The 13918-nt window shown below is 54.5% G+C and carries 17 protein-coding genes and 1 other RNA gene; 8 read left to right on the top strand and 10 right to left on the bottom strand.

What is annotated here, in order from left to right; all coding sequences use genetic code 11:
- Nucleotides 1–69: 69 nt before the first annotated feature.
- Together BY447_RS15355 and ykgO are read left to right on the top strand one after the other, a co-directional pair.
- Nucleotides 70–324 carry a type B 50S ribosomal protein L31 gene (locus BY447_RS15355; protein ID WP_033782196.1) on the top strand — a complete coding sequence of 85 codons (255 nt, stop codon included), beginning with the start codon at nucleotides 70–72 and terminating at the stop codon, nucleotides 322–324.
- An 11-nt stretch (nucleotides 325–335) separates the two neighbouring features.
- Nucleotides 336–476 carry a type B 50S ribosomal protein L36 gene (gene ykgO, locus BY447_RS15350; protein WP_009091664.1) on the top strand — a complete coding sequence of 47 codons (141 nt, stop codon included), beginning with the start codon at nucleotides 336–338 and terminating at the stop codon, nucleotides 474–476.
- Between the two features lie 45 nt (nucleotides 477–521).
- Here the strand turns inward: ykgO and BY447_RS15345 are convergent, their stop codons facing one another.
- The 3 genes from BY447_RS15345 to BY447_RS15335 are packed head-to-tail and all read right to left on the bottom strand — an operon-like array spanning nucleotide 522 to nucleotide 2924.
- Nucleotides 522–1400, bottom strand: coding sequence for a metal ABC transporter substrate-binding protein (locus tag BY447_RS15345; protein WP_110331466.1), 879 nt, complete (start codon nucleotides 1398–1400; stop codon nucleotides 522–524).
- Nucleotides 1401–1419: 19 nt separating this feature from the next.
- Nucleotides 1420–2259, bottom strand: a complete 840-nt coding sequence (locus BY447_RS15340; protein WP_110331465.1) for a metal ABC transporter permease — start codon at nucleotides 2257–2259, stop codon at nucleotides 1420–1422.
- On the bottom strand, nucleotides 2256–2924 hold the full coding sequence (locus BY447_RS15335; RefSeq protein ID WP_033782191.1) for a metal ABC transporter ATP-binding protein: 669 nt from the start codon (nucleotides 2922–2924) through the stop codon (nucleotides 2256–2258). Before BY447_RS15335 ends, BY447_RS15340 begins: the two co-directional genes overlap by 4 nt.
- A gap of 329 nt (nucleotides 2925–3253) precedes the next feature.
- Between BY447_RS15335 and BY447_RS15330 the strand changes: the two genes are divergently transcribed.
- From BY447_RS15330 to BY447_RS15320, 3 genes are all read left to right on the top strand, one after another.
- Nucleotides 3254–3607 carry a hypothetical protein gene (locus BY447_RS15330; protein ID WP_041456682.1) on the top strand — a complete coding sequence of 118 codons (354 nt, stop codon included), beginning with the start codon at nucleotides 3254–3256 and terminating at the stop codon, nucleotides 3605–3607.
- Nucleotides 3608–3754: 147 nt separating this feature from the next.
- Nucleotides 3755–4132 (top strand): Hha toxicity modulator TomB, encoded by a 378-nt coding sequence (gene tomB, locus BY447_RS15325; protein ID WP_013357010.1) that lies wholly within the window; start codon nucleotides 3755–3757, stop codon nucleotides 4130–4132.
- 24 nt (nucleotides 4133–4156) lie between these two features.
- On the top strand, nucleotides 4157–4372 hold the full coding sequence (locus BY447_RS15320; RefSeq protein WP_003850458.1) for an HHA domain-containing protein: 216 nt from the start codon (nucleotides 4157–4159) through the stop codon (nucleotides 4370–4372).
- Nucleotides 4373–4510: 138 nt separating this feature from the next.
- Here BY447_RS15320 and ffs read toward each other — a convergent pair.
- Nucleotides 4511–4607: signal recognition particle sRNA small type (gene ffs, locus BY447_RS15315), an RNA gene on the bottom strand.
- Between the two features lie 187 nt (nucleotides 4608–4794).
- On the opposite strand from ffs, the gene BY447_RS15310 reads away from it, so the two are divergent.
- On the top strand, nucleotides 4795–5112 hold the full coding sequence (locus tag BY447_RS15310) for an MGMT family protein (protein ID WP_110331464.1): 318 nt from the start codon (nucleotides 4795–4797) through the stop codon (nucleotides 5110–5112).
- Nucleotides 5113–5140: 28 nt separating this feature from the next.
- Here the strand turns inward: BY447_RS15310 and BY447_RS15305 are convergent, their stop codons facing one another.
- Complete coding sequence (locus BY447_RS15305) at nucleotides 5141–5698, bottom strand: YbaY family lipoprotein (protein WP_013357008.1); 558 nt, start codon at nucleotides 5696–5698, stop codon at nucleotides 5141–5143.
- 190 nt (nucleotides 5699–5888) lie between these two features.
- Between BY447_RS15305 and tesB the strand changes: the two genes are divergently transcribed.
- Nucleotides 5889–6752 carry an acyl-CoA thioesterase II gene (tesB, locus tag BY447_RS15300; RefSeq protein ID WP_110331463.1) on the top strand — a complete coding sequence of 288 codons (864 nt, stop codon included), beginning with the start codon at nucleotides 5889–5891 and terminating at the stop codon, nucleotides 6750–6752.
- 57 nt (nucleotides 6753–6809) lie between these two features.
- Here tesB and amtB read toward each other — a convergent pair whose 3' ends face one another.
- From amtB to BY447_RS15275, 5 genes are all read right to left on the bottom strand, one after another.
- Nucleotides 6810–8096, bottom strand: a complete 1287-nt coding sequence (gene amtB / locus BY447_RS15295) for an ammonium transporter AmtB (protein ID WP_013357006.1) — start codon at nucleotides 8094–8096, stop codon at nucleotides 6810–6812.
- 34 nt (nucleotides 8097–8130) lie between these two features.
- A complete protein-coding gene (glnK, locus tag BY447_RS15290; RefSeq protein WP_003850469.1) occupies nucleotides 8131–8469 on the bottom strand; it encodes a P-II family nitrogen regulator in 339 nt (112 codons plus the stop codon).
- Nucleotides 8470–8726: 257 nt separating this feature from the next.
- Nucleotides 8727–10502, bottom strand: coding sequence for a SmdB family multidrug efflux ABC transporter permease/ATP-binding protein (locus BY447_RS15285; protein ID WP_110331462.1), 1776 nt, complete (start codon nucleotides 10500–10502; stop codon nucleotides 8727–8729).
- Nucleotides 10495–12264: a SmdA family multidrug ABC transporter permease/ATP-binding protein gene (locus BY447_RS15280; RefSeq protein ID WP_110331461.1), complete on the bottom strand. Its 1770-nt coding sequence runs from the start codon at nucleotides 12262–12264 to the stop codon at nucleotides 10495–10497. The genes BY447_RS15285 and BY447_RS15280 overlap by 8 nt, the downstream gene beginning before the upstream one ends.
- Before the next feature lie 24 nt (nucleotides 12265–12288).
- Complete coding sequence (locus BY447_RS15275; protein WP_033782182.1) at nucleotides 12289–12750, bottom strand: Lrp/AsnC family transcriptional regulator; 462 nt, start codon at nucleotides 12748–12750, stop codon at nucleotides 12289–12291.
- Between the two features lie 117 nt (nucleotides 12751–12867).
- Here BY447_RS15275 and BY447_RS15270 point away from each other — a divergent pair, with 117 nt between their 5' ends.
- Complete coding sequence (locus tag BY447_RS15270) at nucleotides 12868–13902, top strand: PLP-dependent cysteine synthase family protein (protein ID WP_110331460.1); 1035 nt, start codon at nucleotides 12868–12870, stop codon at nucleotides 13900–13902.
- The last annotated feature ends 16 nt before the right edge of the window (nucleotides 13903–13918 follow it).

Raw genomic sequence — 13918 nt, 5'->3', positions numbered from 1 at the left:
TGGCAGTTGCAATCCTGAACGGTGCGGCGCATAATAATGTTATATTATAACATTACATAGGCGAGCATTATGAAAGCGAATATTCATCCTCACTATCGTCACGTGGTCTTCCATGACACATCAGCTGACGTTTATTTCAAAATCGGTTCAACCATCAAAACCGATCGCACCGTAGAGTTTGAAGGTGAAACGCTGCCCTACGTCACGCTGGATGTGTCGTCGGCCTCGCACGTTTTCTATACCGGCAAACAGAAAGATTTCGCCAAAGAGGGCAGCACCGCGCGCTTTAATCAGCGTTTCGGGCGCTTTCTTGGCCGTAAATAAGGAAAAGATTCATGCAGGTATTGAGTTCGCTGCGCTCAGCAAAAAATCGCCATCGGGATTGCAGGGTAGTGCGCCGCAAGGGACGGATTTACGTGATCTGTAAAACGAATCCACGCTTTAAAGCCGTACAGGGAAGGAAGAAAAAACGCTAGTGTGTGTCGTGATGACTGGCCGGGCTTGCCCGGCCTTTTTTATGCTTAGCGCATGCTCTTCAGCATCGCATTCACGTTATGTTTAAAGGCCGCCTGATAAGTGGCTGCCGGGCCAGAGGCGGTGGACAACGCTTCCGGATAGAGTTCGCCACCCGGTTCAGCGCCGGTGGCACTGGCAATCTGTTTAACCAGGCGCGGGTCGGTCTGATTCTCGATGAAATAGCGGTTGATATGCTGCTGCTTGAGTTGGGTGATTAAACTACCCACGTCACTGGCACTCGCTTCCGCTTCAGTAGAGAACCCTACCGGCGCAAGAAACGTCACGCCATAGCGCTGTCCAAAATACCCAAACGCATCATGACTGGTCAGCACTTTCCGCTTGTCGACAGGCACAGCATCAAAGGCCATTTTTGCCCAGCTATCCAGCGCCTCCAGTTGCTGAATGTAATTCTGACCGCGCTGACGAATGGCTGCGGCATCTTCAGGATCGGCTTTGACCAGCGCATTCATCACATTGGTCGCGTAAATCACACCGTTCTGCATGCTGTTCCAGGCGTGCGGATCGGTAACGGTTTTGCCGTCCTCCTCCATGCTGCGGGTCGTAACGCCGGTGGAGGCGACAACCGGCTGGCCGCGATATCCGGAGGCGCTGACCAGCCGATCCATCCACCCTTCCAGTCCCAGTCCACTGACAAAAACCAGATCGGCCTTTGCCAGTGCCTGACTGTCCTGTGGCGTCGGTTCAAACGTATGAGGATCGCCATTCGGCCCCACCAGGCTTTTCACGTTGACATGGTCGCCGCCGACCTGCTTAGCGATGTCTGCCAGCACGGTAAAGCTGGCCACCACATCCACTGTTTTTGCCATCGCAAAAGGCGTGGCAAACAGCGCCGCGAGCGCCAGGCTAACCGGTAATTTCTTCATAGATAGATACCCCTTAAGATTAATGGCGGCGCAAAATCCCGCCGCACGGCCCTGCAAGAATGGAGAGAAAAAACAGCATGGCGGCGCTCAGCACCACAGCGGGGCCGGCCGGCAATGAAAAGTGCCAGGAGAGCATCAGTCCCGCCAGCGCTGAAATCATTGCCAGGAAAATGGCAATCACCAGCATTGCGGCAAGATGACGGCTCCAGAAACGGGCGCTGGCGGCGGGCAGCATCATCAGTCCCACCGACATCAGCGTGCCCAGAACCTGAAAGCCCGCGACCAGGTTCAGCACCACCAGCATTAAAAACAGACCATGCACCAGCGGCGCGCTCCATTTCCCCTGCGTCCGCAGAAAGTCACCGTCAAATGCGTCGATGACAAGCGGACGATAGATGATCGCCAGCACAATCAGCGTAAAGGCAGCGATGCCGCCGACCAGCAGCAGCGCGGCATTATCCACCGCCAGCAGCGAGCCAAACAGAACGTGCAGCAGATCCACGCTTGATCCGCGTAATGAGACCAACGTGACGCCCAGCGCGAGGGAGCCAAGATAGAATCCGGCAAAACTGGCATCCTCTTTCAGGGGCGTATAACGACTGACCGCGCCAGAAAGCAGCGCCACGGCTAAACCGGCGATCAGGCCGCCGATACCCATCGCAACCAGTGACAGGCCGGAAATCAGATAGCCAATAGCGGCACCGGGCAGCACTGCATGTGATAAGGCATCACCAATCAGGCTCATCCGGCGCAGTGAAAGGAACACGCCGAGCGGCGTAGCGCTGACCGCCAGTGCAAAGCAGGCCACCAGCGCGCGCCGCATAAAACCGAACTCAATAAAAGGCTGCATCAGGGTCACGGCGCACAACTCCGCAAAGGGATAGCAGGCTGGCTGGTGCAGTTGACCTCACTATCATCCATCGACATCACGTTACTGAAGTAGCGCGCCACCAGCGGGCGATCGTGCAGCACCACCAGCAGGGTTGTGCCGGCCTGTTGTTGCTGTTCAAGGATCGACATCAGTAATGTCACGGTCTGGCTGTCAATGCCGTTGAAAGGCTCATCCAGCAGCCAGAGCTGGCTGCGCTGCAACATCAGCCGCGCAAACAATACGCGCTGAAGTTGTCCGCCTGATAAAGTCGCGGGCTGCGCATCTGCATAATCACCCATCTGAACGGCCTCCAGCGCCTGCCAGATTTCCCGGCGTAGTACCCGGTTAATACCGCCGAACCAGCCGCAGCGCGGCCAGCAGCCTATGGAGACCAGTTCAAATACTGTCAGGGGAAAACGGGTTTCAAGTTCTGTACGCTGCGGCATCCAGCCGATATCCCGACGCGAAACCTGCAATTCACAACGTCCGGCTATCGGTGGCAACAAACCCGCAATGGTTTTGAGCAGGGTTGATTTGCCACTGCCATTAGCACCGACCAGGGCTGTCATTGAGCCAGCTGCAAGCTGCCCGGTAACCGGCGGGGTTACGCTCTGTCCCTGATAGCCAGCACGAAGCGTATTGAACCGGATCATGCGCTGATCCCCCATTTTATAGCCACGGCAAGCAGCGCGATGAATAGCACCGCTACACTCAGCCGTCCACCCAATGACATAAGTAATCCACTCTGACGCATCGTCTCACCAATATGTTATAACATAACAATCAAGATACCGGATATTCCCGTCAGGGAAACGCGTAATTGTGTATCAAAAGATAAACAGCGATGGGACTTACGGCAGGAGGCTGGCAGGCACAGTCGCCTGCTGACGCGCAGATGCTGACAGTTTTGTGCTCTGCTGGCTTGCAAACCAGTTGCAGAAAACCAATGATAGGTTTATTAACGGTTATTAGTGGATAAGATATGCTATCACGTATTGAATGTGATATTGCCCCGGGCGAATCAGACTGCGCAAAAATAGCAGAGATTGTTCAGCGGAATATTCTCAAAATAACAGATTTGCTGGTGGGAGATTTACGCTGGTACTCACAGAATGCACAGTTAGTTCCAGGCAGTTTAAAAATTGTTTCGGTTGAATACCTGGATATGAATAGTTTTAAATTACTTTACGATTTTGACTGGAATTTATTTAGTCCCTGTCTGGATCTAAATGAAACCGTGACGCAATCTGAGCAGGTGAACTTTCACATTAAGCCCGGAGCACTTGAGTTTGATGTGATCGACAATCAGCAGCCCTCCCCTGGCGATGAATTGTAATATTTAGTAATGGAGGTGAGCAGAACTAATGGTTCTACACTATCTTTAAGGTATCCCGTTTAATAACTGCCCGAATAATCGCTTCCTGGCCGCGTTATCCAATATCGCCGCCCTGCGGCAACTGTGCTAGCTATGGAGGGGAAAAAGATGGACGAATACTCACCGAAACGGCATGATATTGCCCAGCTTAAATATCTGTGTGAGAGCCTGTTTGACGACAGCATGGCAACATTAACCGACAGCCATCACGGCTGGGTGAACGACCCCACTTCTGAAAGCAATCTGCAGCTTAACGATTTGATTGAACACATTGCCTCTTTCACCATGAATTACAAAATTAAGCACGTTGAAGATGAAGCGCTGATTTCGCAAATCGATGAATATCTTGATGATACTTTTATGCTATTCAGCAACTATGGTATCAATAGTCCGGATCTTCAACGGTGGCAACGTTCAGCAAAACGCTTATTTAATCTGTTTACTGAAGAGTGCGCTTTTCTCCAGCAACCAAGCCATTCATTATAGTACAGACATGAGAACGGTTTATTTATGAACAAAACCCTGACTAAAACCGATTATTTGATGCGACTGCGGCGTTGCCGCTCTCTGGATACCCTGGAAAGGGTCATTGAAAAAAATAAGTATGAATTACCCGAGGATGAATTAGCGGTATTTTACTCTGCAGCTGACCATCGCCTGGCGGAACTGACGATGAACAAGCTTTATGATAAAGTCCCAGGTTCAGTATGGAAATTTGTCCGCTAATCTGACGGATTGCTGCTACGTTTAATCTCCTCTTTAGTACCAGATATTCCTGCCTGCCGGCAAAGGATCGGCCCAGGCGGGTTTTGCCTGTCTGCAGTTTATGGAGAGGAGATATTCAGAGGGAGAAAATGGTGGGGGCCCTGCCAGCTACATCCCGGCACACGCGTCACCTGCTGCGGCTGCTTCCTTCCGGATCTGACCGAGTTCACAAGCTAGCATTGCGGGAGAACCAACAGGGCCCCCATTGACAAGCCCTCTTTACGAGAGCGGGGGCATTATCTGGGAAGGAGGTGGCAATTGCAAGCGTAGTCGGGACAACCGTTGTTTTCTTGAACAACCAACGTGCTGGCACTGTCTCTTCATCCTCGCCATGCTAAAGTTAAAACCCTATTCCTGATGAAAAAAGCAGACGAAATAAGCACATGGATCAGCCTGACTCTTTCCGGCAACGCATCTGGCAAATTGTTGCCGCCATTCCCTATGGCCACGTCGCGACCTATGGCGACGTTGCGCGACTGGCGGGTTCCCCGCGCGCGGCACGTCAGGTGGGCGGCGTGCTGAGCCGGTTACCAGAAGGCACCACGCTTCCCTGGCATCGTGTCGTCAATCGTCACGGTACTATCTCACTGCAGGGCGACAGTCTGTTGCGGCAGCGGGATGCGCTGGAAGCGGAAGGTATAGAGGTCAGTAATGAGGGACAGCTCGATCTTGAAACTTATCGCTGGGATTTCAGGCAGTAAAAAGGGGCGACAACGTCGCCCCGATAAATTAAATATGGGTTGGTGCCGGAACAGCAGCCGATGGCGTCACCTGAGTGGGTGACGTCGACGGAACAGTCGTCGCTGCGCCTGGCTGAGTTGGCATCGCTACTGACGGTACCGGTACCAGCAGCAGTTCAGCTTTAGTGCCGCCCTGGTTGATGACCGGCTTCACGCCTTCAGTGACAAAGGCCAGCTTGCCATCAATTGAGATGGCTGCGCTTAACAGAATGCGCGCGTTGGGCTGAATGTCGGCCGGGTTAAACGGTAATACAAACTGGAACGGTGCCTGTTTGCCTTCAGTACGCACCACGCGCTGCGACAGCACTTTTGATGGCGCGTCGGATACAGAGGCATCAGAAAGCGTCACGGTTAATACCGCATCCGGCGGCAGCGCAATGCGCTGGCGGATAAAGACTGAACCACTTACGTTTGGCTGCGCAATCGCGGCCGTCTGTCCTGCAACTGCAGAACCCAGCGTTGGTGTTGGCACTGGTTTACTCTTGTCGGCACATCCCGCAACAGCAACCGCAATAACTACCCCACTGAACACATGCCTGAGTTTCATTGATGTCGTCTCCATTTGATCAAAATGATTGTCGGCAGCGAATCCTGCTTACAGCGCTTCACTCGCCGTATGTGCTTAATATTGGCACAAAAATGAAATTTTGCCTGGCACAGGCAAAGCGGAAAGTCTGATTGACGTCAACTGGTCCGATCTTTCACACTGAGTGGGTCACTATATTGAGGAATGCGCCATGAGTCAGGCACTGCAAAATCTGCTGAATTTATTGAATCTGGAAAAACTGGAAGAGGGTTTATATCGCGGCCAGAGCGAAGATCTGGGACTGCGCCAGGTGTTTGGCGGTCAGGTGGTGGGTCAGGCACTGTATGCCGCGAAGCAAACCGTCGCGGAAGATCGCATTATTCACTCATTTCACAGCTATTTTTTGCGGCCCGGCGATAGCCAGAAAGCGATTATCTATGATGTTGAAACGCTGCGTGATGGCAAAAGTTTCAGCGCACGCAGGGTCAGCGCCATTCAGAATGGCCAGCCGATTTTTTATATGACGGCCTCTTTCCAGTCACCGGAAAGCGGATTTGAGCATCAGAATCTGATGCCCCAGGTGGCGGGGCCAGAAAACCTGTTAACCGAACAGGCGATGGCGCAGAAAATGGCGCATCTGCTGCCAGAAAAGTTACGTGAAAAATTTATTGCTGAACGTCCGCTGGAGATTCGCCCGGTGCAGATCCATAACCCGCTTCGTGGACATGTGGATAAACCGGAGCGTCAGGTCTGGATCCGTGCCACCGGCCCCCTGCCCGATGACCTGCGTATCCATCAGTACCTGCTCGGCTATGCCTCTGACCTCAACTTCCTGCCGGTCGCGCTGCAGCCGCATGGCAAAGGCTTTTTAGAGCCGGATATGCAGGTCGCCACAATCGACCACTCTATGTGGTTCCATCGCCCGTTCGACTTCACTGAATGGCTGCTCTACAGCGTGGTCAGTACCTCAGCTTCTGGCGCACGCGGTTTTGTCCGCGGCGAGTTCTACAATCAGCAGGGTGTGCTGGTAGCCTCAACCGTTCAGGAAGGGGTAATGCGCCAGCGCAGCGAATAAAGACAATAAAAAAGGGGCGATTGCTCGCCCCCGATTGTTCATTTCAGTGCCTGTCCATTACTGGTTGTAAGCATTCTCGCCGTGGCTGTTTACATCCAGGCCTTCGCGTTCATGCTCTTCCGGTACGCGCAGTCCGACAATCAGATCGGCCAGCTTGAAGCCGATGAAAGCGACAACGCCGGACCAGACAATCGTCAGACCCACGCTGAAGAGCTGCACCCAGACCTGATGGCCCATGGTGACGCCCTGCGCATAGCCGACGCCGCCCAGTGAAGAGGAAGCAAACACGCCGGTCAGGATACAGCCGACAATACCGCAGACGCCATGCACACCGAATACATCGCACGGGTCATCGACGCGCAGCCATTTTTTCAGGGTGGTGACGCCCCACAGTCCCGCGAGGCCGCCGACCAGACCGATGATTAATGCACCGCCAACGCCGACATAACCACAGGCTGGGGTAATGGCGACCAGACCCGCAATAAAGCCTGAGCAGGCACCCAGCAATGAAGGCTTACCGCGTACCGCCCACTCGCCAAAGGTCCATGCCAGTACGGCACCCGCTGTTGCCACCACGGTGTTCAGGAAAGCCAGTGCGGCGATTTCGTTTGCTGCTGAAGCTGAACCGGCATTAAAGCCAAACCAGCCAACATAAAGAATAGCGGTGCCGGTGAAGACCATCGGCAGGTTATGTGGCTTGAACGCCTCTTTACCAAAGCCCGCACGTTTGCCCACCAGATAAGCACCCACCAGACCTGCGACAGCCGCGTTGATGTGCACCACGGTACCGCCAGCGAAGTCCAGAGCGCCATCCTGAGCCAGGAAACCGCCCGCCCAGACCATGTGTGCGATAGGTAAATATGAAAGCGTCAGCCAGACACCGACGAAGATCAGTACGGCAGAGAAACGGATGCGTTCTGCAATGGCACCAACAATCAGGCCCACGGTAATACAGGCAAACGAGGCCTGGAATGCTACGTGGATATACTGATAGAAACTGCCCATAACGGCGGTGAGCTGAATGTTTTTCAGCATGGCCCAGCCAAAGCCGCCAAAGAAGGCATTGCCTTCACTGAAGGCCAGTGAATAGCCGTAGACCACCCACAGCACGCAGACCAGCGAGAAGGTCACAGCAACCTGCGTCAGCATCGACAGAACGTTTTTGCCACGAATCAGACCGCCGTAAAACAGCGCAATACCTGGAATTGACATAAAGAGCACCAGCGCGGTGCAAATCATCATAAATGCGTTATCAGCCTTGTCCGCAACGGCAGGCGCAGCCATTGCGAGTGAGGGTAACAGTGCCAGGCTGGTGAGGCCCAGCTTCGTGAAAATTTTATTCATTTTTATTCCATCCCATCACAGTACTGAGTCTTAATTACAGAGCGGCTTCGTCGGTCTCGCCGGTACGAATACGGATGACGCGCTGCAGTTCAGCCACGAAAATTTTACCGTCGCCAATTTTGCCGGTGTAGGCCGCTTTACTGATGACATCCACCACTTCGTCTAACTGATCGTCGGCAATCGCGATATCAATTTTGACCTTCGGCAGGAAGTTAACGCTGTACTCTGCGCCACGATAGAGCTCTGCATGGCCTTTCTGACGACCAAAACCTTTCACTTCGGAGACGGTCAGTCCCTGAATGCCGATAGAGGATAAAGCTTCACGTACATCCTCCAGTTTGAATGGCTTAATTACGACGGTAACCAGCTTCATTGGATCCCCTCCAGCGAGTAAATAGGTAACGTTTATGGACACGCAGGGATATAAGCAAAGCCTGTGCCAGAGTGTAAAAGTGCCCTTAATCAGTGAGTCAGGCGAGACGGAGCAAGGGATGCTTCAAGGAAGATATGAATGAGAATGGGTGTGTGACAGGGATCGCAGCCTGAGACTGCACTACTTTGGTGCTCCAGGCGTCAAAGGAGTGCATTTATACAGATTATTCCGATAAAGCTGCGCAAAAAAGGTGCAAGTCAGCTTTCAGATGTTACAGGTACGCCCGACGCCAGATCTTCCCCTGCCTGTTGCAGCTGATACATCTGCCAGTAACGTCCCTGTAGCGCCAGCAGTTGCTGATGAGTGCCCTGCTCAACCACACGACCACGATGCAGCACCAGAATCTTATCCGCATCGATAATCGTTGAGAGGCGGTGAGCGATCACCACCAGCGTGCTGTGTTGCCGTAGCGTCGCAAGCGTATGCTGAATGGCCTGCTCGGTGCCGGAGTCGATGTTAGCGGTCGCCTCGTCGAGGATCAGGATCTGCGGCAGATCAACCAGTACCCGGGCCAGCGCCAGCAGCTGCTTCTGCCCGACCGACAGATTATTGCCCTGCTCGCCCAGCCGGGTGTGAATCCCCTCCGGCAGGGCATGCGCCAGCGGTGCCAGCTGCACCTGTTCCAGCACGGTCCAGACGGCCTCTTCGCTGATGTCGCGGCCCAGCCGCACATTGGCCAGCAGCGTATCGGCCAGCACCACCGGATCCTGCTGCACCATCGCGATACCGCGTCGCAGCACGGCATGGCTCAGGTCGCCAATCGGACGATCATCAATACGAATTTCGCCGCGCGTTACCGGGTAATAACCCATTAACAGGTTAGCCAGGGTACTTTTGCCACTGCCGGTATGGCCCACCAGCGCCACAAACTCACGCGGTGCGACGTCAAGATTGATATCACTCAGCACATCGCGGTTTTCACGGTAAGCAAAACTGAGGTTGTTCAGGGCAATACGACCTGAAGCCAGTGGCTGCTGATCGGCACCATACTGCTGCTGGGCGGCATCCATCAGCTCGAAGATACGCTCGCCAGACACCACCGCCTGCTGCAGCATCGACTGCTGGGTGGTTAGCTCAATCAGTGGCTCATTCAGACGGCCCAGGTAAGTAATAAAGGCATAGAGCACCCCCACTTCAAACACGCCAGGCACCGAAAAACTGAACAGAATCAGCAGCCCGCACAACACCATCGCTGAAAACAGGCTCAGCAATGGACGCAGCAGAAAGCCATCAAGACGCAGCGTCTCCATTCGCGCCAGATAGTGAGAGCGGCTCGCTTCGCCCATACGCTCACCAAATCGCGCCTGCTGACGAAACTGCTGAATCACACTCATGCCGCTGATCACTTCGTTGAAGCCGTTGTTGATGTCAGCCAGATAGCTGCGAACCCGTCGGGCAATCGGCGTGCTGTAACGCTGATAGATGAGCATCACTATCAGTACCAGCGGGAAGATCATCATTGCTACCAGCGCCATGCGCCAGTCAAGACTGAACATCGCCACCATCATGGCGCCGACCAGCGCAGCGCTGCGCAGTACGGTTGAAACTACCGTGACATAAAGATCGCGGATCACTTCGGTGTCATTCGTCACGCGCGAAATAATCTGCCCGACCGGCTGAGTATCAAAAGCGCTCAGCGGCTGACAGAGCGCAGCATTCATCACGTCACTGCGTAACCGCTGCACCACACCAATGGCGGCGCGATTGAACAGCAGCGCCTGCCAGTAGTGCAGCCCGGCGGCCAGTAGCTGAAGCAGGACAAAGCTGATGACCAGACCGGCCACCAGCCCCCAGGGCATCTGATGTTTCGCCACCAGGTTATCGATAAAATAGCTGACCAGCACCGGACCGGTTACTTCCGCCGCGGCAGCGATCCACAGCATGCCTACCGCCAGCGACAGGGATTTACGCCAGGGCTTACCGTAGCTCAGCAGGCGCTTCAGGGTGGGCCACAAGCGGGCAGACTTAGCCATGCGGCACTCCTTTCTCATTTTCATCATCATCCAGCGCCGCTTCCAGTTGCTGGTAACGGTACATGTCACGATACCAGCCAGCGCTGGTGGTCAGCGCGTCATGATCGCCACGCTGTGCCACGCTGCCCTGTTGTAACACCAGGATTTCACTGGCTTCCGTCAGCGCCGACAGGCGATGCGCGCTGATAATCAGTGTTTTTCCCTGCCCCCAGATGCGCAGGTTATGCAGGATTTCGTGCTCGGTACGACCATCCACCGCAGAGAGCGCATCGTCCAGAATCAGGATTTCTGCGTTCAGCAGCAGTGCCCGGGCAATTGAAAGACGCTGCTTCTGTCCACCCGACAGCATCACACCTCGCTCCCCGACTTCAGTTTCATAACCCTGCGGCAGCCGCAGAATATCGTCATGCACGCAGGCCAGCGTGGCGGCCTGTTCAATCTCCTGCCGGGTTGCGCCCGGTTTCCCCAGCGCAATATTGTTCGCTACGCTGTCCGAAAACAGGAATGGTGTCTGGCTGACCACGGCGAGACGACTGCGCCAGCTGTCCAGCCGCAACTGCGTCAGCGGGATCTGGTGATAACGGATGTCGCCCTGATGAATATCAAAATGGCGCTGGATCAGGCTCAGTAAGGTACTTTTTCCGCTGCCAGTTGGCCCACACAGTCCCAGCATTTCGCCGGGCTTCAGCTGGAAGCTGACATCACTTAACACCGGAGCCGCGCTGGCCGGATAGTGAAAGGCGCGAATCGCGACCTGCAGCGTGCCCGGTTCAGGTGGCAGAGACTTATCGCCATCTTCCACCGCGGGCGCTTCCGCCAGCAATGCACCGATGCGGCTCCAGGCGGCGCTGCCGCGTTCGACGATATTGAACATCCACGCCAGGGCGAGCATCGGCCAGATCATCAGGCCGAGATACATCACAAAGCTGGTCAACTGCCCCAGCGTCATCTGGTCATGCCACACCAGCCAGCTGCCGCCGCCAATCGCCAGCAGGTTTGAGAAACCAATAGCGATGTAGATTGTGGGATCGAAACGGGCATCGACCCGCGCCACGCGCAGGTTCTTATCACCGGTATCGCGGGCGATATCGGAGAATTGCTGCGACTGATGCTGTTCAAGACCGAAGGATTTAATCATCCGGATGCTGGTCAGGCTCTCCTGCGTCTGATCGTTAAGGCTGGAGAAGGCCGCCTGGGCCAGTTTGAACCGATGATGAAGCTGATTACCGTAGCGATGGATGACGATTGCCATAATGGGCATCGGCACCAGCGCCAGCAGGGTCAGCTGCCAGCTGATCTGCGTACTCATCACCAGCAGCACCACACAGCCCATCACCAGCGAATCGACCAGCGTCAGCACCCCTTCCCCGGCCGCAAACACCACCCGATCCACGTCGTTAGTGGCTCGCGCAATCAGGTCACCGGTACGGTGACGCAGATAAAATGCCGGTTGCTGCCGACTCAGCTGGCGATAGAAATCTTCGCGCAGCTCAACCGCCAGCTGGTAGGAGGCACCAAAGAGCAGCACGCGCCAGACATAACGCAGCAGATAGACCACCACTGCGGTTGCCAGCATGATACCAATCCACATCATGATGCGGCTGGTACTCATGTTGTCACGTGTGACACCATCAACAATGACACCGACGACATGCGGCGGCAGTAATTGCAGAACAGCAATAACAATCAGCAGGATGACCGCGCCCAGATAGCGCCGCCACTCCCGCAGAAAATACCAACTTAATTGACTGAATAATCGCACAACGCTGCTCTCAATCTCAGGCCCTCAGGGGGCGACAGGTAAAGCCGTGGTGTATTTAATCTCTTCCATAGCGAAGCTGGATGTCACATCAATCAGGCCGGGCACACCGTTCACTAATCGCTTGTAGAACGCATCATAGCTCTTCATGTCCGCCACCTGAATGCGCAGCAGGTAATCATACTCACCTGCCATCCGGTAAAAGGCCATTACCTCGGGCATGCTGCTGACCACCGAGACAAAAGCCTGATACCAGTCGCGGCTGTGCTGCTGGGTCTTCACAAACATAAACGCCGTCAGTGACAGTCCGATTTTATCCCCATCCAGCAGCGCCACCCGGGCGCGAATAATGCCATCATCTTCCAGCTTTTTCAGGCGCTTCCAGCAGGGTGTGGTAGTGAGGTTGACGGCATCCGCCAGCGCCTGCAGTGACAGCGTGCAATCCTGCTGCAGCAGTGAGAGCAGTTTAAGGTCAGTTTTATCTAACATACGGGACTCCGGGAGAATCATTTTCTCCATTACCGCGATTTTAGCGGTATTTTTGCAATCTCTTTTTCCTGCACGTGCCATAAAATAGCCGCATCACTTCTTTACCGGATGCCTGAGATGCAGACCTGCTGGATTCGCCACGCTATCAACGAAATTAACGCTGATTTTCAACGATCGGCTGAAACCCATTTGATCCGTTTCGATCTGGCGGATTTTCCCGGCATCTGGTTCTACCTGAAAGATGAGAGTACCCATCCCAGTGGCAGTCTGAAACATCGGCTGGCACGATCCCTGTTTCTCTACGGTCTCTCCAACGGCTGGATTAAAGAGAATACGCCGATTATCGAAGCCTCATCAGGCAGCACGGCCGTTTCTGAGGCGTACTTCGCAAGGCTGCTAGGCCTGCCCTTTATTGCGGTGATGCCCGCCAGTACGGCGAAACGTAAAATTGAGCAGATCACCTTTTATGGCGGACAGTGCCATTTTGTCGAGGATCCCTGCCAGCTTTACGCAGAATCTGAACGGCTGGCACGTGAGCTGAATGGCCATTTTATGGATCAGTTTACCTATGCTGAACGCGCTACCGACTGGCGCGGTAATAATAATATTGCTGAAAGCATATTCCGTCAGATGCAGCATGAGCCCTATCCGATTCCCCATACGGTGATTATGAGCGCGGGCACCGGCGGCACCTCGGCGACGCTGGGCCGCTATATCCGTTATCAGGGCCTGGATACGAAACTGCTGGTGGTGGATCCGCAGCATTCGGTGTTTTTCGATTACTGGCAACAGCGTGATGCAACGCTGACCAGCACACGTGGCAGCATGGTCGAGGGAATTGGCCGTCCGCGCGTGGAGCCGTCGTTCATGCCTGACGTGATTGATGAAATGATCAAAGTACCGGATGGTGCAACGCTGGCCGCCATGCTGAAGCTGGAAAAGATTCTGGGACGCAAACCGGGCGCCTCTACCGGCACCAATTTCTGGGGCATGATGCAGGTGGCGAAAAGGTTACGGGCAGCGAATCAGCAGGGATCCCTGGTGACACTGCTGTGCGACAGTGGCGAACGTTATCCCGATAGCTACTATCAGCCGGAATGGGTGGCAAAACATATTGGCGATATCACGCCGTGGCAGCGCGAACTCGAATAAAAAACCGGACATCCTG

The sequence above is a fragment of the Pantoea sp. JKS000250 genome (genome assembly GCF_003201065.1).
GTDB lineage: Bacteria > Pseudomonadota > Gammaproteobacteria > Enterobacterales > Enterobacteriaceae > Pantoea > Pantoea vagans.
This window is presented reverse-complemented; position numbering and strand designations above follow the sequence as displayed.